Genomic DNA, 22962 nt, shown 5'->3' on the forward strand with positions numbered 1-22962 from the left:
AATTCCATATGTATTTATTCAATTACCCAATGACGCACCATACTGAATAAGTTCTCTTATCTAATAATTTTTGACATGTTCTTCGAGAGAATAGAATACATACTAGATAAGGAGCTGGCCAAGTCTAGCGGGTACCATGATTCATAAATGATGTATGGAAGGGAGATGCCATGAAAACCACACACCGTAAACAACGCTTAACCCTGCTGGTGCTTCGGGATGCCCAGCATTCAGTCAAACAGATCCATCTGTCCAAGCCTCTAATGATAGCGGTGCCCGCGGCCGCTATTTTGTCCATCGCCGGACTGATCGTTTCCCTGCAGATCCAGTCGGCCCAAACGATCTCAGGGCTGGAACAGCAGCTGATGCTCAGAAGCCTGGAAGCCTTAAAGATGGAAGTGACGGTCACCGACAAGGAGGAAGCCATTGAACGCTTAAACAAAGCCATCATTCAGCTGTCGGGTGAAGCAGAGCAAACGAAGGTCCAGATGGAGCGCGTTCAGCAGCTGGAGCAGGAGCTTCAGCAGTTTATTCAGAAGCACGGCAGCTTGTCAGGACAGACCTCCTCCATCACAGCTGAGGATAAGCAGCATGTCGGAGGGGAATTCATTGCCGTTCATGAGAATGAAATGTTAAGTCTCGCAAGGGAGACCCATGATGATTTCGAGGAGATTCAGCAGTTGATTTCACGTATGGAGCGTCATATTCCGCGTACGCTGGATCAAGCCCAGGAGACCCAAGAGAAACGTGAAGGCACACCCTCACTGTGGCCAACCACCTCTAAACGGCTGACATCGAATTTCGGTTATCGGAGCGATCCTTTTACCGGGCGTTCGGCCTATCATGCCGGCATCGATATTGCCGGTAAAACCGGCGATCCGATCTATGCAGCAGGCGCTGGTGAGGTGACGGCAGCGGAACGCAGCGGAGCCCGAGGGCTTTATATCGTAGTCAAACATCCGAATGGTCTGGAGACCTGGTACATGCATCTGGACAGTCTGGCCGTGTCGGTAGGCGATCATGTCGAGCAAGGTGAATCCATTGGCAAGCTGGGATCCTCCGGGCGAAGCACAGGTCCTCATCTTCATTTCCAGGTCGTCAAAAACAACCAGACGATTAACCCTTTGCCTTATCTGCAGTAAGCACCATCCATTCATTTATGAGGAGGAATGTAATATGAAAAAGAAAAACAAGAACAAGCGGGCTGCCCAGCGAACAGATACGCTGATTGGACCAGGTAGTGAAGTTGAGGGCGTGCTGCAATGCGAGGATAATCTGCGGATTGACGGGCGCTTTAACGGCTCCATCGAAAGCCAAGGCTGTGTAACTATCGGCGAAGAAGCGATTGCCCGCTCCAATATCTCCGCTCGGGAAGTTATCGTGGCCGGCAAGGTGTATGGCGATGTGACGGCGGAAAACAAACTGACCATCACACCTACGGGACAGATGTACGGGGATGTTTACGCCGCTTCCCTGATCGTTATGGAAGGCGGACTCCTCAATGGAGCAAGCCGAATGGAGCATCAAACCTCGACTCAAGAAGCTGCGGAGTCAACGGACACCACACTGCCGCTTCAGCGCTCGGAAGCAGGTTAACCTGGCGTATGGACGACCACCCGAACCCTTCATATCGATCGGCCCGGTCTTTCAGCCGACATAATCAAAGAGCCCCTTCCCATCCATGTGATTCACAGGGGTAGAAGGAGCTCTTTTCCTTAACCATAAATTAAGCTGCAACGTCTCTCTTCGTAAAGGCCAACCAAGAGATAAGCATGAACAACAAGCAATAAACAACCAGAATCGTGATGGAGAAACTCAGCCCCACTCCTCCCGGTCCGACAGGCGATTGGATATAGCCGCTTAGGTCGATGTGGAGAAAGAGTAAATACTTCGCCCATTCAAACCGCTCCGGATTAAAGATAAAACCGAAAATATCCTTGGTGAACAAGAGCATCAGCGATAATCCAATCGCCAGACCGCCAGAACGAAACACCGTAGAGAGCATAAACGCAATTAACGAGATGACCAGCGCCTGGATCGTATCGGTCAACAGGAGAAGCAGCGAGTTGTTCATCGATGATCCCGCGAATCCGTCCGATAATCCGGTGTTGCCGGAAAACAACAGCAGCGACATAGCGATCCCTGCCACGGCCGTAATTCCCGCACAGAGCAGACCGAATAGAATCAGGGATGTGAATTTGGACAACAGAATCTTCCCTCGGCTCCACGGCCGGATCAGCAGCAATTTGATGGTGCCTCCGGCAAATTCCCCGGCCACGATATCCGCAGCGATAATTACCGTAAATATTGTACTTAGGTAGATGGTGAAACTCTCCGTCCATGTAAATACGGTCCAGACATCCATCGGGGCATTCGTATAGTACAGCATGATAGGCATGGCCGCATTAAACAAGAGGAGAATCGCCAGCATGACCCATGTCCTTACGCGATAGTAAATTTTCATATTCTCATTGGCAACAAGACGGGTAAAGTTATTCAACAACGGATCCCCCTCCCGTCATTTCCAAAAATTGATCCTCTAGCGAACGGGTCACCGGCTGAATGGCATATACGCGTATACCTGCCCCAACCAATGCCGCGTTGATATCCGCAATCATATTCTCGTCGCCGCGAACAATGATTCGGTGATCGCGGGCTGACGCTTGATATTCCTGGAGCAGCGCTGCCGCTGCATCCGCATCATTGACGGTAAATGCGGTCTCTTCAAACACCCGTTCTCCCTCAGCCGTACGCAGCTGACGGATATCAATCAGCTTGCCGTGACGTATAATGCCAACGGTATCACACATCAGTTCCATTTCAGACAGCAAATGACTGGAGACGAATACGGTCGTCCCTTCCTCCTGCGTCAATCTGCGCAAATAATCACGCAGCTCCCGAATGCCCTGCGGATCCAAGCCATTCGTAGGCTCGTCCAGGATCAGAAGCTTCGGCCGGTGCAGCAGTGCCTGTGCCACGCCAAGCCGTTGGCGCATCCCCAGCGAATAGGTCTGCACTTTCTCATGAATCCGATTCCCGAGACCGACAAGTTCCACGACCTCATCGATACGTTCTTTGGTAATGCCTTGCATCATACGCGCAAAATGCTTCAGATTGTTATAACCAGACAAAAATTTATACATCTCAGGGTTCTCGACAATCGCCCCAATCTGAGCGGCTGCCTGTTCATAATTCTTCCGTATGCTGTAACCCCCGATGGTAATATCCCCTTGGGTAATGGACATCAGCCCGACCATCATGCGAATGGTCGTTGTCTTGCCTGCTCCGTTCGGCCCAAGAAATCCGAAGATTTGTCCAGGGGGGATATCTAAAGTCACATGATCTACCAAAACCTTGGACGAGATTTTCTTCGTAACCCCGAGCAGTCTTACCAGCGGTTCCTGCTTCATGTAATCTATTCTCCTTTGCCCTTGTATCATGTCAATCTTCACAATTATACAATACTAGGGCAAAGGACAAAATTGTTGAAATGCATGACCCCTACACTGCATAGGAATGGAGCCGTCTACTTGTAATGCACCAACAAAGCCGATTGACACTCCTTGCAGACTCCCGCCGGAACATTATGCTTATAGAAGCCGGTTTTATACAAGTTGTGGCATTGGGTGATGGGAAGCATCCGACAGCAACTGACGCAATACATCATCACTTCTTTCATCCCGTCATCTCCTCTTTCGGGATTGATGCATCTATTCTATGCACAGAATGATACATAATGTATCCACAATAAAAATTCTATATAAATTGTTACTCTTTGTCAAACGTAAATAAATCAAATCATGTTAAGACTATAGGACCTGAAATGTCCATTATATTAGAAGGTTAAAGATACATTTTTTTCTAAATTTTAAATAATTGCTACAATATGTATTGACGATAGACCGAAATTAAGATACATTTTGTATCATATTAGATGTTTTTATATGATGTATGTTTTCTCTAAATTAATGGAATTTGTAGAGAGGTGAGTATGAATGTCATATGGATCTCGCATTGCAAAATTGCGGGAGCAAAATGGTTGGACCCAAGAAGAGCTATCCGAGCGCATTGGAATCAGTCGGGCTTCTTTATCACATTATGAAAAGGATCGCCGAGAACCAAATCTGGAAACGCTAACAAGGTTAGCGGACGTATTTCAAACCACGATTGATCAAATCATTGGAAGATAGTCTGTTCAATCCCCCTACTCAAAAAACAATCAAAATAACCTAAAACTTCGTTATTCTCCTTCACACACAAAACCCCCTCTACTCAAAAAGGGGGTTTTGTGTTACGAGTCATTCCATATACGCTCTTAAAGTAGACGTTATCTTTTCTCTTTCTTGATCACCGACGATATAATACCAAATTCCATTCATTTTTTGACCGTGGCCAGCAATTTCAACCTGCTCAACCCTTTTCAGTTTTTGACGGTACTCTGTTACAAACATCTTCATCTCTTCAAACGAAATATCCGTTTTGACACTGCTCCCAATGTTATCCAGAAGTGATTCCAGTTTAAACACAGTCGAAATCCTTATTAACTTATTTAAGATCCCTTTCAGAACTTCCCGTTGCCTTGTATTTCTACCTAAGTCTCCATTAGGATCTTCAAAGCGCATACGCGAGAATGCCAGTGCTTCATCACCGTTTAAGTTCAACTTCCCCTCATCAAAGTCATAGCCAGCATATGCGAACCCCATATTGTTATTTACGGTGACTCCACCCAATGAATCTACAATGCTGGAGAAGCCCTCCATGTCTACTTTAATGTAGTAATCGATAGGGTATTGCAAAAAATTCTCGACGCTGCTGACCGACATCTCAACGCCTCCAAAGGCATAGGCATGATTGATTTTATCCACCGTTCCATGTCCTACAATATCAGTCCTCGTATCACGTGGGATATTAAAAATCAGTACTGACCCCTTTGCAGGGTTTACTGCCATTAATATCATGACGTCGGATCGCCCACGATCATAGGGCCTTTGGTCTACGCCCAAAACCAGAACAGTAAATGGATCAGCGTCCCTCATATTTTTATCGCCGACCTGAATTGTCGTCCGATCCTGTACGAAGGTTGGGACTACAGGCGAAGGCTCCCGTTCTTCGTAAATCCGATTAGCTGTCGATTTAATGGATTGATACGTATACAGAAGATACGCAGAAGGCAGCAGTATAAGAATAGCTAGAAGCCACAGGACCCATTTCCTTCTCATTTTCATCCAGTGATGCCCTCCATTGCATTGACCTTATCCTGTTCCGTTAAAGGTCAATGTTGAATCATTAAATACGTTGAATTCATAGTGAACAAGGGTCAGGGGATAAAGAACTCGCAGAAATATGTATCGAGGAGGTTTCATGATTACAATGAACTAAATATACAACTCCAATTCAAGATTGAATATAAATCTGCATATGAAATCATATAAACAAGTTTATTTATAGTAGGAGAAAAACAACGATAATCTAAACCCATCCCACATCATGCACAAGGATTTAAGGTAAAAGAACTAATGACCAAGCAACATAAATATAGTAGAATATCAATAAACCATGATAATGATTCATCGTGAATACCTGTTCGCTGCAGGCTATCCATGAATTACGTTTCAGTTATAGAGACTCATTTTATTCGATTCGCTGTGACCGAACATCATTCGGTTCAACATACCCACGATACGGGTCTTTTTATCGCCATCTGTATAGAATTCCGTATGATACAATTGGCGTCCATAAAAGAGTCCCCTTGATTCAATGTGGCCTGAAAGCAGAATATGATCCACATTATCATCGATTTCGTAACCCAATATAACATTAGAATGAATCGGTATTTCCCAAGGGCATAGGAATACAAGACCACTTGGCAGCAACTCAAGCGGTGTAACGGAATGACTTTTCCCATGAATGGTTAATTCCCCGATCTGCATGACTCTAATCTTTACTGTAATTTGGTGTTGCCGTTCTCGTAACATTGGAGGTAACTCATCCGCTCCTTATTATAATTTTTTGGTATGGGACATTTCTGCACTGGATAAAATGATACTAACTGTACCCAAACCTTTACATTGCAGATACAATATGTATCTTATTAATGTTTATAATACGATACATATTGTATCTAGTCAATAAAAAGTAGTCTTTTTATGTATATAATAAACCGGCAATTTCAACTTATAGATCTATTCAATTAACTTCTATAGATACAAGCCATTCGAAAGGGGGATCAATGCGTGAACTACGGAGAACGAATATCTGAATTACGTGAACAACATGGGTGGACTCAGGAAGAGCTCGCTACCTCTGTCGGTATTACACGTGCTGCACTATCCCATTATGAAAAAAATCGGCGCAAGCCCGATTTCGAAACATTGACCCGCCTGGCAGATCTGTTTGACGTATCCATAGATTATCTGATCGGGAGAACGACACAGGAAAAGACGGTGCTTGATGCGGAGGTTCGATCGTTTGTGGACGGACTTGAACTATCCGATGAGGATTTATTGGAACGCTTTAACCTTACAGTGGACGGCCGCAAGCTCACTGAAGATGAAGCCAAGCGATTTATTGCATTTGTTCGCATGGAACGAGCCATGAAATAACGGCTTTACGCCCAAGAACTACAAATCCCCGACGTGTAGGATACTACTATCACAACATGTCGGGGATTTTCTCGTCACCATGAGACCCTATCTAATCTTTTCGTAATTCCTCCATTTGCAGCCATTTATCAGGATGGATTCCCAATTGAGTCATGAGCTTATTGATGTCGATGTTCGTTTTCTGTTGGTCAAGCCGCTGCTCGGTGCTTCCGGAGCCTCTCTCCTTGTCCACACTCATTTCCACAACTACCTCGCTTATCTATAATTTCCTCTCCATCCCAGCTGCTCATACTTGTTGAAATTACATGTATACAGCAACAACCTATTAAACAACTTACTTACCAATATTATAACCAACGAATCCACATGATGCTGTCGTCTTATGGAGCCTTTGTCCTATGCTTCCGGTTCTAATTTTGTCGAATTTTCTTTTGAAATATTTTGTTGAAAATACAAATTTCTTAATAAGACTCATCGTAACTTATTTATATATGAAAAAAAACCACATTGCATTCATTAAAGAACACAATATGGTTTCTAATATCATAACATCAGATGTTAGTTCCCTGTACGAGCCAATTCTTTCATATTCGCCTCAAAAGCGGCGAGGAGTGCAGCTTCACCCGCCAGGCCTTGGTCTTGAGCCTTCTCGATATGCAGCAGCATGCGCTTGTAATCTTTCGGAATAATACGGACAAAACGGCTGAGCGCCTGATCCCAATCTCCTAGAATTTGCTGTGCCGGCACACTGCCGGTGTACTGCTCATGCTGCTGGATAAGATGATGGAGTGCTTCCGCTTCTACTGTTTCCTCCACACGCTCAAGGAGTACCATCTCCAGATTGCAGCGATCCACAAAAGTTCCTTCAGGATCATAGACGTAGGCTACACCGCCAGACATCCCGGCCGCGAAGTTGCGTCCGGTTTCGCCGAGCACGACTACCCGGCCGCCGGTCATGTATTCACAGCCATGATCACCAACGCCTTCAACCACAATGTTCGCACCCGAGTTGCGAACGGCAAAGCGCTCACCAGCAATGCCTCTTACGTAGGCTTCACCGCCTGTAGCACCATAGAACGCGGTATTACCGGCAATAATGTTCTCCTCGGCTTTGAAGGTTGCTTTTGGCGAAGGCTTCACGATCAGCTTGCCGCCGGAAAGGCCTTTACCGATATAGTCATTCGCATCCCCTTCCACCGTCAGCGTCATCCCTTTCGGCACAAAGGCACCAAAGCTCTGGCCTGCGGAACCCACGAAGTTAAATTGAATCGTGTCTTCAGGTAGTCCGGCAGCGCCGTATTTGCGCGTGACTTCACTGCCCAGTATGGTACCCACTGCACGATCCACGTTTGTGATTGGGAACGTTCCTTCCACCGCTGCACCCGATTCCAATGCAGGCGCAGCGCTGCTGAGCAGTGAACGCATATCCAGCGTTTCTTCCAGACCATGATTCTGTCTTTGACTGCGATAGCGAGTGCTGCCTGCCGGAAGCTCCGGCGTATACAGCAATGCGGAGATATCCACACCTTTCTTCTTCCAGTGATGATCCGCTTTGACGGCATCCAGGCAATCGGTACGTCCAATCATCTCATTAATGGTGCGGAAACCAAGCTCTGCCATCAACTCGCGCATGTCTTGAGCGACAAAGCGCATGAAGTTGGCAACATGCTCCGGATCTCCTGTAAAGTTCTTACGCAGCTCTGGATTCTGCGTGGCTACGCCAACCGGACAGGTATCCATTTGGCAGACACGCATCATGATACATCCGACGGCAACCAATGGTGCCGTAGAGAAGCCATACTCTTCGGCCCCAAGCAGAGCCGCTACCACCAAGTCGCGTCCGTTCAGCATTTTGCCATCCGTCTCAAGCACAACGCGGTCACGCAGATTGTTCATGATGAGTGTCTGATGGGTCTCGGCAAGGCCAAGCTCCCAAGGCATACCCGCATGTCGGATCGAGCCTTGCGGCGAAGCCCCCGTTCCACCATCGTAACCACTGACCAGAATAATGTCCGCGCGGCCCTTCGCAACACCTGCAGCGATCGTCCCCACACCCACCTCGGATACAAGCTTCACGTTGATATCCGCACGCGGGTTGGAGTTCTTCAGGTCGTAAATAAGCTCCGCCAAATCTTCAATGGAGTAGATATCATGATGCGGCGGCGGCGAAATCAGGCCAACACCTGGCGTCGAACCACGAACCTCGGCTACCCAAGGATACACTTTACGGCCCGGCAACTGTCCACCTTCACCCGGCTTCGCGCCCTGCGCCATCTTAATCTGGATTTCGTCCGCATTCACCAGGTAGTTGGAGGTTACGCCGAAACGTCCCGAGGCCACCTGCTTGATGGCGCTGCGGCGGGAGTCGCCATTGGCCTCCGGGATGAAACGTGCCGGATCCTCTCCGCCTTCACCCGTGTTGCTCTTGCCTCCGATGCGGTTCATCCCGATCGCAATACTCTCATGCGCTTCCTTGCTGATCGAGCCGAATGACATCGCGCCCGTTTTGAATCGGCGCATAATGGATTCTACGGATTCAACCTCATCCAGGGGTACCGGTTCGCCGGCTGGCTTGATTTCGAGCAGTGAGCGCAGCGTAAGATGCTGCTCATTCTCCCCTTTCACAAGCTCTGCATATTTTTTATAAGTTGCATAGTCATTGGTTCGGACAGCCTGCTGCAGCAAATGGATGGTTCTCGGGTTGAACAAATGCTCTTCCCCGTCAGCTCTCCATTGATATTCGCCGGCTGAATCCAGCGCTTTATCGTTCCCATCCTTATCGGTAAAGGCACGCTCGTGATGGGCCAGAGTTTCCTTGGCCACTTCTTCCAGCCCAATGCCCCCGATACGGGATGGCGTCCGCGTGAAATAGCTTTCTACGAAATCTTCTTTGAGGCCGACAGCCTCAAAGATTTGGGCCCCGCGATAAGATTGGATCGTGGAGATCCCCATTTTCGACAACACTTTGACAACGCTCTTGTTTGCCGCTTTAATGTAATTCTTCACGGCTTTCTCATGCGAGATCCCGCGAAGCATGCCTTCCGCAATCATGTCATCCAGTGTTTCGAACGCCAGATACGGATTGACCGCGCTAACGCCGTAACCCAGCAGCAGGGCATAATGATGCACTTCACGAGGCTCACCGGATTCAAGCAGGATCGCCACCTTGGTCCGGGTTCCCTGACGGATCAGGTGATGATGGAGAGATGAAACGGCAAGCAGCGATGGAATTGCAGCATTGTCTTTATCCACGCCGCGGTCCGACAAGATCAAGATGTTATGGCCCTTGACAATGACCCGGTCCGCTGCCTCGCAAAGGGTTTCGATTGCTTGGCGAAGCCCTTCTGCACCTTCCGCTGCCGGGAAGAAAATCGGAATGGTCATGGATTTGAAGCCGGGACGACGAATGTGGCGCAGCTTCGCAAAGTCTTCATTTGAGAGCACCGGCGAATCCAGACGGATGTGACGGCAGCTTTCGGGCTCAGGCTTCAGCAGGTTACGCTCCGGACCGATCGTTGTTGCGGTTGAAGTGACGAGTTCTTCACGAATCGCATCAATCGGCGGATTTGTCACCTGGGCGAACATCTGCTTGAAGTAGTTGAACAGCCGTTGCGGACGATCGGACAACACCGCGAGCGGTGCATCATATCCCATGGATGCAACAGCTTCCGCACCCGTGATCGCCATCGGCTCGATTACTTTGCGCAGCTCCTCATACGTATAACCGAAGGCTTGTTGCAGCTGACGTACATTTTCATGCTTTGGATCCGGCAGTTCCGGTGGTTCAGGAAGATCATGAAGCTCTACCAGATGCTCATCCAGCCATTCAGAGTACGGAAGTTCAGCGGCGATACTCGCTTTGACTTCTTCATCGGAGATGATCCGGCCTTCCTGCGTGTCAACGAGCAGCATCCGGCCAGGACGCAAGCGGTCCTTATACAGCACATTTTCCGGCGGAATATCCAGTACGCCCGCTTCGGAGGACAGAATGATCAGATCATCCTTCGTTACATAATAACGGGATGGACGCAGTCCGTTCCGGTCCAGGGTAGCCCCGATCTGAACACCGTCCGTGAACGCCATTGCGGCCGGGCCGTCCCATGGCTCCATCAGGGTGCTGTGGTATTCGTAGAATGCTTTTTTGGTCTTATCCATACTCTCATGGTTGCTCCACGGCTCAGGGACCATCATCATGGCCACATGCGGCAGGGAACGACCACTGAGATACAGGAATTCAAATGTATTATCGAACATACCGGTATCGGATCCGTCCGGATTGATGACAGGTTTAACCTTCTCCAGATCGCTTCCGAACAGTTCATGTTCAAACAGTGATTGACGGGCGTGCATCCAGTTGACATTCCCGCGCAGCGTGTTGATCTCGCCGTTGTGAATCATGAAGCGGTACGGATGCGCACGTTCCCAGCTTGGGAAAGTGTTCGTACTGAAACGGGAGTGAATCAGCGCGATAGCGGATTCCAATCCTTCTTCCTGCAGGTCCAAGTAAAATTCCCCCACCTGCTCCGTCGTTAACATGCCTTTGTATACGATTTTCCGACAGGAAAGGCTGGACACATAGAAGCTATCGCCTTCGGGCTTGCCGCTGTAACGGATAGCCAGCTCGGCCCGACGGCGGATGACATACAGCTTGCGCTCGAACGAGAGATCATCCTGAATGTCGGCGCTTCGTCCTATGAACACTTGGCGAACATACGGCTTTGCCGCTTTTGCTGATTTACCCAGCATTTCATCATGGGTTGGGACATCACGGAATCCAAGCAGGGTCTGACCTTCTTCAGCAATAATCGAAGCCAACTGGTCTTCATGGGCCAAACGGACAGCAGGATCATGGGATAGGAACAGCATGCCGGCACCATAATGCCCGGCTTCGGGAAGCTCAAAGCCCAGTTTCGCTGCTTCGAAGGAGAAGAAAGAGTGAGGAATTTGCAACATAATCCCAGCACCGTCACCGGAGTTCGGCTCGCTGCCCTGACCGCCGCGATGCTCCATATTAGCAAGCATGGTCAGCGCGCTGCTAACGATTTCATGGGATGGCTTACCCTTGATATGGGCAACAAAACCCATACCGCAAGCATCTTTTTCAAACTGCGGATCATAGAGGCCCTGTTTCTGGGGAAAATCAGTATGTTTCATAAGATGCAACCTTTCTTTGTATAGAATAAAATGCTGCTGATCAATAACAGAAAACATAAAGGTTGGACATCAATCCTCTCCTGCAGTGAACACACTGTCACGAGGCGATGCAGTATTGTGCAAAAGCGGCAAGGGGTAACATTTACCTAACACGTAAGATTTATTAGTTCTATATATTTTAGCACCGTCATACAGTGCAGGCAATTCAAAGTTTTTATGAATTTGATAAGAATTGTTTTTATGAGAGTTATCCCAATACACTGTTAAAACTTATGTATAATAGTGCAAAAAAACATGCAAATAAAACATTCCGAACAGGCGGTTTTGTTCACCTTCTCTCATTTCCACACAACCATCCGCTCAGATTTACACTTCACCTTCATATTCGAAAGGGGCCTTTTCTTCTTTTAAAACACCCTCCCGCTCCCAACATCTCTTCAAAAAAAAGACTTCCCCGAGATCTGATCGATCTTCGGGGAAGTCCTCTTCCTTCATATAATAGCTATCTTACTTATGCAGTCAACGCTGTATCGGTGTCTGCTGCTTTCTTGCTGTTTCGAGTAGCCAGGAAGTACACAGCGGTCAGTGCCAGGAATACGAGACCGAATCCGGCCAGTACACCAACATTGGCCCACATGCCGTCGAAGCTTCCTGTGGAAATGACGTCCTTGTATCCTTTTACGCTGTAAGTCATCGGCAGAAGCGGATTCAATGCTTTCATCCAGTTCGGAATCAGCTCTACCGGGAACGTGCCTGCGCTTGTTGTCAATTGGAGGATCAGGATAACGATGACGACGAAGCGTCCAGGCTGATCCAGCCATGTTACGAACATTTGCACCAGGAACATGAACGACAAGCTTGTAATGATAGAGAAGAGATAGAAGAGCGGAACGCTCTGTACCTCAAGCTTCAATCCGTACAGCATGACGACCGCTGCCAGCAGCGCTTGAATCAATCCCATACCGGCAAAGGAGAGCGTACGGCTGACAAACCTGTTCCAGCCCGATGCATTCGGTACCGATGCACTGCGGATTGGCATAATAATTGTACAGAGCAGGGCTCCGACAAACAAACCGAGCGACAGGAAGTATGGTGCGAATCCCGTACCGTAGTTCGGCACTTCGTTCACTTTGTGCTCTTCAACCTGTACCGGACCGGCAAACATGGTGACCGTTTCATCGGTTGTTTTGATATCGCCTGTCTTGTCGGCAGCCTCGTTCAGCTTGCCTGCAAGCTCTCCGCTGCCTTCCTTCAATTCATTCATTCCGTTTACCAGCTCACCAGCTCCGGAATCCAGCTTCTTCGAGCCGTCGGCAAGCGTTGTAACACCACTTCCGAGCTTGCCTGCTCCTCCAGCTAGCTGCTGCGTCCCTTGCGAAAGGGTCGCTGCGCCGCTTGCGAGCTGTTTACCGCCAGCTGCCGCTTCGCTCAGCTTCGTGCCGAACAGCTTCATGCCGTCAGCCAATTGCTTTTGGCCAGCGTTCAGCTGTTTGGCACCAGCCAGCAGCTCTTGACCGCCAGCTGCGAGCTGTTTGCCGCCTTCAGCCAGCTGGTTCGCTCCTGCGCTCAGCTTGCCAGCGCCTTCCTGCAGCTGCAGCGTGCCTTGATTCAGCTCGGATGCGCCTTGTGCCAACTGTTTCTGGCCGGCATTCAACCCGCTTGTGCCAGTGGCAACGGATTGGCTCACAGCCAGCAGCTGCTGAACCTCCGGACTTTGCGCCAGCTCCGGATTGCTCTCAGCCAGCTTCTTCAATCCGTCTGCAACGGCTTTGGCACCTTGCTCCAAGGAAGCCGTAGCCTCCAGCGATTGATTCAGTCCGGCTTTCAGACTGCTGCTGCCATCATGAGCGCTTTTCGCGCCTGCTGCAAGCTGCGAAGCCCCTGCCTGGTTGGCTTGCAAGCCGTTATTCAGAGTGGTACTGCCCGCTGCGGCAGATTCAATCCCCGCTTGCAGCTTCGCACCACCCTTGCTCGCTTCCTCAGCTCCTGCTTGCAGCTTGTTGTGACCCGCTTTGAGCTGATCTAAGCCGGAAGCGAGGGTGCCCGCTCCTGTATTCAACTTGCCTGCACCGTTATTCAGTTCCTGCACGCCTTTGGTCAAAGGTGCGATTCCATCCTGAAGCTCCTGTGTGCCACTGACAAGTTTAGCCAAGTTTTCCTTCAACTTCACGGCGCCATCATCGAGTTTTACGGCACCTTCGGATATCTTGGTCGCGCCGTCTCCCGCTTCGCTCAAGCCATCGGATACTTTGGCTACTTGATCGAACAGGGTTTCCGTATAGGCTTCCGTCACTTTCGCGGACACCTTGGCCTGAATCTGCTTCACCGCAGATCCACCGATCTGAGCTGCCAGGAAGTTGTACCCTTCATTCGGCTCAAACACGATTTGCGCAGGCTGCGGATGTTCATCCATTAAAGTTGTCGCCTGCTGTGAGAAATTCTCGGGAATGCTGATGGTCATGTAGTATTTGTTATCCTTCATGCCCTGCTCAGCTTCTTGCCGATCAACGAATTGCCAATTAAAATCTTTTCCCTTCTTCAGCTCGGCAACCAAATCCTCACCAGCGTGAAGCGTCTTTTCTTCAAAAACAGCGCCCTGGTCATTATTGACGACCGCAACGGGCAAATCCTCCATCTTTCCGTACGGGTCCCAAAAGGCCCCGAGAAACATACCGCTATACATGACCGGTATGAACAGCACCGCGATGATCGGAATCAGTATTTTTTTATTCCGAACGGCAGCGCCAAGATCTTTTCCAAATACAGATAATGACTTCATCCAGTCTCTCTCCTTTTTTTCTCTAGATAACCAGCCGACATGAATCTGCATTCTCGCAGATCACATTCCAGTACATAATGACCAATATCCTCATTTAGTCAATTCGGGCCAAAAAAAACGATCCCTGGCAAGGAAGACGATCCCTCAAGCCTAGAGAGTCCGCCTTCCTCATCACGAAGGAGGTTCTTGCATCCTTCTTATGAAGTGGCCTTCAACCCGTTAGCCAGGAACACCATCATATATTCCTTAATCTGTTCCTTGCTCAGCGGCTTGTGAAGCTGATTAAAGTCCGTCGTGAGCGCAACATACAGCTTCAGCATCACGAAGGATACCACTTGTGCATCCAGGGGCTTGAGCTCACCGATTGAGATGGCCTGCTCCACAATCCCCTCGAGATACCCGACGATTCCGTTCTCCACCTTCGTCAACCCTTCATGTGCCTTCGGCGTGCCGATATCCCGGACTTCTTGCGATAGCTTAATGAACAGCTCATGCTCGCTTCGGAATTCAAGCAGCGCATCCAGCACCCGATACAGATTGTCGAAGAAATCTCTGTCCTTCTGGATCTCGCGCTCGGCAATACGTTTCATCTCCATAATGGCCGACAGCAAAATCTCGTCAAACAGTTCATCCTTATTCGTGAAAAACGTGTAAATCGTACCTTTCCCTACATTCGCAATCTTCGCCACCTGTTCCATCGTCGTCGCTTTATATCCGAACAAAGCAAACGACTTGGAGGCAGCATCTAGCACCTGCTTCCGACGGTCCACAGCTGACATGCTTACCCCTCCTTCTTGATCTTTTAAATTTGGCCTTCATTCCAAAACTGACCAAAATACTTTTTCGGTCATTCGGTCAAAAATCACTTTACCAGATAATCGGATTCATTGCAATATCTTTTCGTTAAATTTTTTAATATTTTATATGCAGGGTTCAAATCTGATCATGACGTCTAAGGTAAGGGTACACTCTGACTCCTAGCCGTAAAATAATTGAAATGCTTTTCCCTTTCGCGCGTATACTTATGATGCATACTCTTTTTTTTCGCGCCGCTCTTCAAAAAATGATTCCTGTTTTGTAAGATAGAGGGAGAAAGAAGTAGGTGAAACCATGCGATATACAAGAGTGCTCCTCTTTTCCGAGGGTTTCGGCACAGGACATACGCAAGCAGCGTATGCGCTGGCTGAAGGTATACAACGGATGAATCCCGGCATCCACTGCCGTGTCATTGAGCTCGGCAATTTTTTAAATCCAACCGTGGGGCCGTTAATTTTATCCGCTTATCGAAAAACCGTCAGCACCCGCCCGCGCCTTGTCGGCATGCTGTACCGTTCGCAATATAAGAAATCGTTAAACCGATTGACGCGGCTCGCGCTGCACCGGATATTCTATGCGCAGGCCCAGCAGGTGATCGAGCAGCTGAAACCGGATCTCATCATATGTACCCACCCCTTTCCTAACGCTGTGGTCTCCCGCCTGAAGCGTCAGGGGCTTGAGGTTCCGCTCTATACGCTGATTACCGACTATGATGCCCATGGCACCTGGGTCAATCCGGAAGTGGATGAATATCTCGTATCAACACCTCATGTGAAACAGCTGCTGCTGCTGCGGGACATTCAGCCCGAATACATTCATGTGACCGGTATTCCGGTGCATCCCAAGTTCTGGGAAAGGGGTAATCGAGAAGCGCTTCAAGCCGAGCTTCAACTGAAGAACATGCCAACCGTGCTGATAATGGGGGGCGGTTGGGGTCTCGTATTCAACAAGGAGCTGCTCAGCAAACTAGCCAGCAGAGCCGACGATATCCAGCTGGTCTTCTGTATGGGACAGAACGAGAAGCTGGTTGCCAGCATGCGCGAAGACCCGATCTTTCAGCATCCCAACATTCATGTTCTCGGTTATCGTGACGATATACATAAACTTATGGAAGTATCCGATTTGCTCATTACGAAGCCAGGTGGGATGACGTGTACAGAGGGAGCTGCCAAGGGAATTCCTATGCTGTTCTATGAGCCTATTCCGGGACAGGAAGAAGTGAATTCCCATTTCTTTGTCAGCGAAGGCTATGCGGAAATTCTGGACTCTCCTGCCGTGATCGACAAATGGCTGAACCTGCTGTCCGATCATTATGATCAGGTAAGTAAGAAACGTAACGGAGCAGGCCGGCGTCGCATACCGCATCTGGAGCCCGACCACTGTGCCAGCCAAGTGATGGGATTGCTGACCGAAGGACATATGCCCGGTAATTGTGAAGATCTCGTCAAACTGTTTGCGGACCAGCCCTAATATCTATAGCATGATTCTATGATTCCCGCTTTTGAACTTTTACCCCAAAAAAAGCTTCCCTGTCTTCGCGACAGGGAAGCTTTTTCCATGAACAATCCATCTATATTTCCAACGTTTCTCCAGCCTTCAATGGATGACCCTGAATGCCTGTTTTGGCTAGTTCGCCGCAAAAGGCCCCAGCGTCCTGTTTAATGCCCGGGAACGTGTCATAATGGACTGGGATGACATGCTTCGCACGAATCCACTGTGCGGCCAACAGGGCGTCCTGTGGCCCCATCGTCAATAAATCCCCAATCGGCAGCGCAGCTGCATCAATTTGGTTCATCTCTCCGATTAAGCGCATATCGCCAAACAAACTCGTATCGCCTGCATGATAGAATGTTTTGCCGCCCATCGTCAGAATGACGCCACCAGGCTGCCCTGCATAGATCCAGGTGTCCCCTACCGAAATGATGAAGAATGAAAGGCTGGGGTAAACTTCACCTTAAAGCCATCGAATTGCGCGCTTCCGCCGATGTTCATCCCATGGGATTTGGCACCCAGGCTGCCGCAATACACGGCGAGTTCATAGACTGCGATAATCGGGCAATCATTCTGCTTCGCAATCTCGATGCAATCGCCAAAATGATCGGAGTGCCCATGCGTCAGGACAACCGCATCCACCTTTACGTCTTTGGGCTCGATCCCGGAGCCTGGATTCCCTGATAGCAGCGGGTCGATGATCACACGAACTCCGCCTTCTTCCACCAAAATGCTAGAATGGCCGTAATACGTAATATTCATGCTTAAACACACCTCCTACATACTAGTTTACCCATACGGGCACTACTTGTAAAAAGAGTGATTCCCTATTTTTTTAACGAACGTTCTTGAATGGTGTACCGTCAGATCCTGAGCCAGCTTCAAAGACAGGAAAAAGTACGTATCGTCCTTTACCTCTTTTTGGCCATGAAGTGCCGCATTCACGGATTTAATCGTCTCTTTGTTCGGCTTGACACGTTTAAGACGCCCGTTCGCTACAGGACTAAATTGGTGTTTTTGATAGATGACATCGGTAATGGTATCGGGAAAATTAGCTGACCGCAGCCGGTTTAAGACAACGTTAGCAACTGCTACTTTGCCTTCGTACGGTTCGCCTTCCGCCTCTGCCATGACAATCTTCTGGAGCAGAAGCAGTTCTTCAGCTGACAAATCATAGGTCCAGGTCGCTTTGGCTTTCTGATCCTGGGTTAACGTATTTGTTCTTGTGAAGAATAAAGTTGTGGGGGGTGATAAGCTTTCAGTCTGAGATTTGACGACATGCGTCCCCTTTTGTTTTGCCGGTTTCCCGTCCGCAGTCTGAGATTTCGATGGTTTCTTTTTCTCATCTGCAGTCTTCAATACTTGTCGCGAGTTCCAGTATCCGTTTTCAGCCAAAACTATGCCTTTTGCGCTTGAAAAAGCATGACTCTTGCTCCCCGGCTTATTCCACTCTTGGAAAACAATTGAAGACAAAATATTGACAGGTTCCCTATCCTGCCTGGTACTCGCGTCTTTTACGAAGAGATCAGGGTCGTTGACAGGAGCCGGGGCAGCCGTCACAAACTTCGGCATATCCAGCTGCTGTTCTTCCCCTTCCGTTGCTTCGGTCTGCATTCCAAGTAAACTTATAAGAGACAAACTCACAAAGAGCGCTCCGATGAGCAGCGCAACCCAGCGATTTTGCCGTATCACTTTCATAACCATATTTTTCCTCCTATGATGTCGGCACATTCCTACACTATGTAACCACATTTTTAGGCGTTGAAAACATGGTAATTTTATGAACATTCTATTTTCAATTTCAGAAAAATGTCGAAAGCCGCGCCACACCTACTGTTTCGTACATCGGACTTGCATGCAAATTGGTTCGAAAAAGAACGAGTTGCTGCACTTCCCACTGGATGGGTTTGGGTCCTGTTCCGATAACATCCAATGAAAATTTTTGATTCCCTTGAAATTTTCGGCCAATCGTAATATGCGGACGAAACGGTCGCTCCTCCGGCACAAATCCGAAAGCCTCCATCCTCGATACCACCGATTGCTGAAGCTGAGACAGAGCATTCAAATCCCCGCCGACTCCCGCCCATAAAATTCTTGGCGAGGCGCTTGCCCCGAACACGCCGGCATCATAAAGGCCAAGCCTGAAGGGCTTATGCTCCTTGGCGACTTCCTGCAGCGCCGCTGTAAGCTCCGCTATGCGATTTGACGGCGTATCGCCTAGAAACTGTAAGGTAATGTGGTAATCCTGCGGATGAACCCATTTTTTGAAATTCACTTGCTCCCTCAATGTTTCCGTCCAATCCTGAATCCGGGAAGACACCTCGGAAGGCAGATGTACGGCAACAAATAAACGATCCATAGCTCCCTCAGCCGAATGGCTCAACTAAGACACTTCCTTCCAATCCTCTTTTATCCTAAGCAGCCAACCGGCTGCTATAAGCACCATGTTTTCACGGTTCGTTTATAGTTTGAGCAATATTACCTGAAAATAGTATGAGGGTACATCAAATTCGCCTAAAAATATGATGAAGCTTCAATTTACCATAAAACGGACAATAATTCATGTACAAATTTACCAATCTCGATAGTTCGTCCATGCGCAAAGTTATGATTTCTGATAATATGTTCCCAAAGAGCGTTACGCTTTTATTCTGGTTTATATCACATTCCTTAGGAGGTAGCACCATGCCGAAAATCGTTGCCATACACGACTTAACCACCGAACAACAGCAAAAAATCAAGGATATCGCCCCCAACTACGAGCTGCTGGTCACAAAAGCGAAAGAGCTTACGCCAAGCATCGTTCAGGATGCCGAAATCATGATCGGCTGGTCACGCTCCATACAGGAGGATATATTGTTTGCCGACAGCAAACTGAAATGGATTCAAGCATGGTCAGCCGGTGTGGATAAAATGCCGCTCAAAGAGCTCGAAGAAAAGGACATTCAGCTTACCAATGCCAGCGGCGTACATAGCGTTCCAATCACGGAGCATGTTTTTGCGATGATGCTGGCCTACACGCGCAACCTTCATCTCGCCATTCGACAGCAATCGAACAACAAATGGGATACGTCCGGCACGTTCACGGAATTGGCAGGCAAAACCATCGTCATCGTCGGCGTCGGCCAGATCGGCAGTCATACGGCGCGCGTGGCCCAAGCGTTCGGTATGCGGACCGTCGGGGTCCGTCATTCCGGCAAGTCCGATCCTTATGTGGAAGCGATGTATAAGGTCGATCAGCTCGATGAAGCGCTGGCTGAAGGCGATTATATCGTGAACATCCTCCCGCTCACCGATGATACCCGTGGACTGTTCAATAAAGTAAGATTCTCGGCGATGAAGGACTCCGCCTTTTTCGTTAACGTAGGCCGGGGTCAAACCGTAGTAACCGAAGACATGATTCAGGCACTTCAATCCGGGTCATTGGCGGGTGCGGGACTGGATGTGTTCGAGGAAGAACCGCTTCCGTCAGACCATCCGCTGTGGACCATGGACAACGTCATCATGACCCCTCATATGGCGGGCGATACGGATCGCTACGGCGAGCGTGCCGTGGATATTTTCCTGGAAAATTTACAGAGCTATGTAAGCGGTAAGCCGCTGTCCCGAAATGTAATAGACTATAGCAAGTCATACTAAGACCAGGTAACAAATTCTTGAATACAGCTTTAATCCTGCTCTCAAAAGGAGCTAAAATCTTGCAACAAAGACCACAAGATCTATACTACAAAAGGAACGTCCCGAGGTTTTCATTTTCACACCTTCCGGGACGCCCCTTTTTATTTTTCACTACTTTTATCGGCAATGGGAGAGAGAATCGATGCAACCGTATACGGAACGTGTAATTGAAGTGATCCGAAGCATTCCGGAAGGATATGTCATGACGTATGGACAAGTGGCCAGACTGGCTGGCAGTCCAAGGGGCGCCCGTCAGGTCGTCAGAATACTTCACACCCTCAGTCACATTCACAAGCTGCCTTGGCACCGCGTCGTCAACGCTAAAGGAGAAATCGCCATCAAGGACGATGAATCCAGGCTCATGCAGGAGTTGTATCTCCAGGACGAAGGCGTTGTCGTCAATCCCAAAGGTATCATTGATTTGGAAAAGTATCGATTTGATCCTGCCGAATAAATCGGGTAGCCGTTTATTCGCACAACCAAATATCTCTTACAAAACTCCCCTTGCGGGTCGTGCAATGACCCAAGACCTTCCAGCCCGTATTCATCAGCTGCTCGCGTAATGGCTCTGTGCTGACGATGACAGCTCGATCTGACAACCGACGTAAGCTTTGCAGCATCTGCAACTTCTCTTCCTCCGGAAAAACGGAACACAGATTATACGGCAGGTCCAGGATCGCGGCATCATAATGCCCTTGCAATGTATTCATATCCTGAATGGCAACTTTGTTATCATCATAACCGTAGTGCCTCAGATTCACCCTCGCTCCCCGAATGGCAAGCGGATTGATGTCACGACCCTCGGCCGCGATGCCCATCGAGAACGCCTCGATCAATACATTCCCCATGCCGCAGCAGGGATCCAGGAGCGTGACTCCGCTTAATCGAGGAACTGCCAGGTTGACCAGTGCCCTCGCGATCCGCGAGCTGAGGCCTGTAGAGTAATTTTGCGGCTTCTGTTTATGATTCAGCCATGCGCGTTCAGGTTCATGAAGGATTCCCAATCTCCAGATGCCGCCTGTGGACACCATACCGAGCGCGACATCCGGAGCTTTCATCTGTGCGGTTCCTGTTATTTGGCGGCCTACCATCCGTTCATACCCGCGGGATTGTTCATAACTGAATCGATCCCCCGCCTTGAGACAGACAACTTTGAAGGTTGCATTATTAAGGTGAATGTTGCCTGCTTGCTCGGCGATTCGTTCGATGGATTCTCCAGTTATCCTGACATCGATGCAGGCCGATAAGAACGGGCTCCGATCCGGATCAACCCATAACTCGCTTTCCAGCCACTCCTCGCCGTCAGGCTCATGACCGAATAGCTCCGTCAGCTCCATCAAGCACAGCTCCCGCTCCGTTTCATGACAGGCATAAGTGTAAAAAAACGATGGCTCACCGCTTGTGGAAGACGGAGCAAAGGTAATGTCATACTCGTTCGTATTTATCATTTTTTTCGTCTCTCTTCTATTATATATGTGCAGCAGTTGAACTACTGCTCCATTAACAGCCGATAGGATTCCAGCCGTGCATTGTAATCACTTACCGGCGTGACGATCAGGAATTCGTCACACCCGTACTGCTCTGCCATATGCTGCAGTCTGTTTCGCACACTTGCTGGCGTACCGATGATAAGCCGCTGGGATGGGCCTGACGAATCGGAACCTGACGGTTCCGTGGGCATGGTGCGCTGCCCTGGTCGGGGAATTTGCATTGCAAGCTTCTTTGCCTGTTCCTCCGTTTCCGCGCAAACCACACTTACCGCCACCATCGTGCACGGTTCTTGCAGATGAGCGCTTGGCTCAAAAGCTTCCCTGTAAGAATGGAGAACTTCCGCCCCGTCCGTATCGCTCATAAACTGTCCGAATACATAACCCGTCCCGAATTCGGCCGCATACCCCGCACTCTTCGTGTTCGTGCCGAGCATCCACATCACGGGCGGAGTTGCGGAGACCGGTTTCGCTGCTACCGGCACGTCTTCATAGCGATACCGATCCTCCAGCAGTTCGGTCAAAGCCCGAATCCGCTGCGGCAAATCCGCCACATGACCCAGGAAATTTCCGCTAAGCGCCAAACTCGTATGAGCTGAACCTCCCGGCGCCCGCCCGATCCCGAGATCGATGCGTCCGGGATACAGCGCTGCCAGCATGCGGAAATTCTCCGCCACCTTTAGCGGGCTGTAGTGGGGCAGCAGCACGGCCCCGGAGCCGAGCCGGATGCGCGTTGTCCTGGCACCGATATGAGACAGCAAAATCTCGGGCGATGCACAGGACAGATGCTCCAGATCATGGTGCTCTGCCGCCCAGTAGCGCCCGTAGCCCCATGCTTCCACTTTTTGTGCCAGTATCACCGCTTGCTGCAACGCTTCTTCGAACGAGCTCTCTCCCAAACGCGGAACCAGGTCAAGCACGCTCAGTTTCAATTGGCTATTCATGCCATCCCCCT

Annotated in this window: 18 protein-coding genes and 2 pseudogenes; 7 read left to right on the plus strand and 13 right to left on the minus strand. The window is 49.2% G+C overall.

Annotation, left to right across the window (positions count from 1 at the left end):
• The first annotated feature begins 170 nt into the window (after nt 1-170).
• Together NYE54_RS28270 and NYE54_RS28275 are read left to right on the plus strand one after the other, a co-directional pair.
• The gene (locus NYE54_RS28270; protein WP_339267826.1) at nt 171-1142 is read left to right on the plus strand and encodes a M23 family metallopeptidase; all 972 of its coding nucleotides are present in this window, start codon (nt 171-173) and stop codon (nt 1140-1142) included.
• 34 nt (nt 1143-1176) lie between these two features.
• Nucleotides 1177-1596: a polymer-forming cytoskeletal protein gene (locus tag NYE54_RS28275; protein WP_339267827.1), complete on the plus strand. Its 420-nt coding sequence runs from the start codon at nt 1177-1179 to the stop codon at nt 1594-1596.
• Nucleotides 1597-1726: 130 nt separating this feature from the next.
• On the opposite strand, the gene NYE54_RS28280 is transcribed toward NYE54_RS28275, so the two are convergent.
• Nucleotides 1727-2500 (minus strand): ABC transporter permease, encoded by a 774-nt coding sequence (locus NYE54_RS28280; RefSeq protein WP_339267829.1) that lies wholly within the window; start codon nt 2498-2500, stop codon nt 1727-1729.
• Nucleotides 2493-3410, minus strand: coding sequence for an ABC transporter ATP-binding protein (locus NYE54_RS28285; RefSeq protein ID WP_076324733.1), 918 nt, complete (start codon nt 3408-3410; stop codon nt 2493-2495). The genes NYE54_RS28280 and NYE54_RS28285 overlap by 8 nt, the downstream gene beginning before the upstream one ends.
• A 585-nt stretch (nt 3411-3995) precedes the next feature.
• On the opposite strand from NYE54_RS28285, the pseudogene NYE54_RS28290 reads away from it, so the two are divergent.
• A pseudogene (locus tag NYE54_RS28290) lies at nt 3996-4187 on the plus strand (helix-turn-helix transcriptional regulator); the annotation flags it as partial.
• 111 nt (nt 4188-4298) lie between these two features.
• On the opposite strand, the gene NYE54_RS28295 reads toward NYE54_RS28290, so the two are convergent.
• Both NYE54_RS28295 and NYE54_RS28300 read right to left on the minus strand, forming a co-directional pair.
• On the minus strand, nt 4299-5225 hold the full coding sequence (locus NYE54_RS28295; RefSeq protein WP_339267831.1) for an LCP family protein: 927 nt from the start codon (nt 5223-5225) through the stop codon (nt 4299-4301).
• A gap of 387 nt (nt 5226-5612) precedes the next feature.
• The gene (locus tag NYE54_RS28300) at nt 5613-5975 is read right to left on the minus strand and encodes a hypothetical protein (RefSeq protein ID WP_339267833.1); all 363 of its coding nucleotides are present in this window, start codon (nt 5973-5975) and stop codon (nt 5613-5615) included.
• A gap of 258 nt (nt 5976-6233) precedes the next feature.
• Between NYE54_RS28300 and NYE54_RS28305 the strand changes: the two genes are divergently transcribed.
• On the plus strand, nt 6234-6602 hold the full coding sequence (locus NYE54_RS28305; RefSeq protein WP_076324736.1) for a helix-turn-helix transcriptional regulator: 369 nt from the start codon (nt 6234-6236) through the stop codon (nt 6600-6602).
• A gap of 91 nt (nt 6603-6693) precedes the next feature.
• Here NYE54_RS28305 and NYE54_RS28310 read toward each other — a convergent pair whose 3' ends face one another.
• The 4 genes from NYE54_RS28310 to NYE54_RS28325 form a co-directional block, all read right to left on the minus strand.
• Complete coding sequence (locus tag NYE54_RS28310) at nt 6694-6840, minus strand: hypothetical protein (RefSeq protein WP_179090689.1); 147 nt, start codon at nt 6838-6840, stop codon at nt 6694-6696.
• A 320-nt stretch (nt 6841-7160) separates the two neighbouring features.
• Nucleotides 7161-11756 carry a glutamate synthase large subunit gene (gene gltB / locus NYE54_RS28315; RefSeq protein ID WP_339267835.1) on the minus strand — a complete coding sequence of 1532 codons (4596 nt, stop codon included), beginning with the start codon at nt 11754-11756 and terminating at the stop codon, nt 7161-7163.
• A gap of 511 nt (nt 11757-12267) precedes the next feature.
• Nucleotides 12268-14535 (minus strand): YhgE/Pip domain-containing protein, encoded by a 2268-nt coding sequence (locus tag NYE54_RS28320; RefSeq protein WP_339267837.1) that lies wholly within the window; start codon nt 14533-14535, stop codon nt 12268-12270.
• A 197-nt stretch (nt 14536-14732) separates the two neighbouring features.
• Nucleotides 14733-15314 (minus strand): TetR/AcrR family transcriptional regulator, encoded by a 582-nt coding sequence (locus NYE54_RS28325; RefSeq protein ID WP_076324739.1) that lies wholly within the window; start codon nt 15312-15314, stop codon nt 14733-14735.
• Nucleotides 15315-15645: 331 nt separating this feature from the next.
• Here NYE54_RS28325 and NYE54_RS28330 point away from each other — a divergent pair, with 331 nt between their 5' ends.
• The gene (locus tag NYE54_RS28330; RefSeq protein ID WP_339267839.1) at nt 15646-16821 is read left to right on the plus strand and encodes a glycosyltransferase; all 1176 of its coding nucleotides are present in this window, start codon (nt 15646-15648) and stop codon (nt 16819-16821) included.
• Between the two features lie 100 nt (nt 16822-16921).
• Here the strand turns inward: NYE54_RS28330 and NYE54_RS28335 are convergent.
• From NYE54_RS28335 to thpR, 3 genes and pseudogenes are all read right to left on the minus strand, one after another.
• Nucleotides 16922-17604 (minus strand): annotated as a pseudogene (locus NYE54_RS28335) (metal-dependent hydrolase).
• A gap of 42 nt (nt 17605-17646) precedes the next feature.
• Entirely contained in the window at nt 17647-18546 is a 900-nt protein-coding gene (locus NYE54_RS28340) for a cell wall hydrolase (protein WP_339267840.1), read from the minus strand.
• A gap of 97 nt (nt 18547-18643) precedes the next feature.
• Nucleotides 18644-19225 (minus strand): RNA 2',3'-cyclic phosphodiesterase, encoded by a 582-nt coding sequence (gene thpR, locus NYE54_RS28345; protein WP_202619008.1) that lies wholly within the window; start codon nt 19223-19225, stop codon nt 18644-18646.
• Between the two features lie 302 nt (nt 19226-19527).
• Here thpR and NYE54_RS28350 point away from each other — a divergent pair, with 302 nt between their 5' ends.
• Entirely contained in the window at nt 19528-20481 is a 954-nt protein-coding gene (locus tag NYE54_RS28350) for a D-2-hydroxyacid dehydrogenase (protein WP_339267843.1), read from the plus strand.
• A gap of 181 nt (nt 20482-20662) precedes the next feature.
• A complete protein-coding gene (locus NYE54_RS28355; RefSeq protein ID WP_076324744.1) occupies nt 20663-20974 on the plus strand; it encodes an MGMT family protein in 312 nt (103 codons plus the stop codon).
• A gap of 13 nt (nt 20975-20987) precedes the next feature.
• Here NYE54_RS28355 and NYE54_RS28360 read toward each other — a convergent pair whose 3' ends face one another.
• A complete protein-coding gene (locus NYE54_RS28360) occupies nt 20988-21968 on the minus strand; it encodes a methyltransferase domain-containing protein (protein ID WP_339267845.1) in 981 nt (326 codons plus the stop codon).
• A gap of 41 nt (nt 21969-22009) precedes the next feature.
• On the minus strand, nt 22010-22951 hold the full coding sequence (locus NYE54_RS28365; protein WP_339267846.1) for an LLM class flavin-dependent oxidoreductase: 942 nt from the start codon (nt 22949-22951) through the stop codon (nt 22010-22012).
• Between the last annotated feature and the right edge of the window lie 11 nt (nt 22952-22962).

It is taken from the genome of Paenibacillus sp. FSL K6-1330 (genome assembly GCF_037976825.1).
Lineage (GTDB): Bacteria > Bacillota > Bacilli > Paenibacillales > Paenibacillaceae > Paenibacillus_AQ.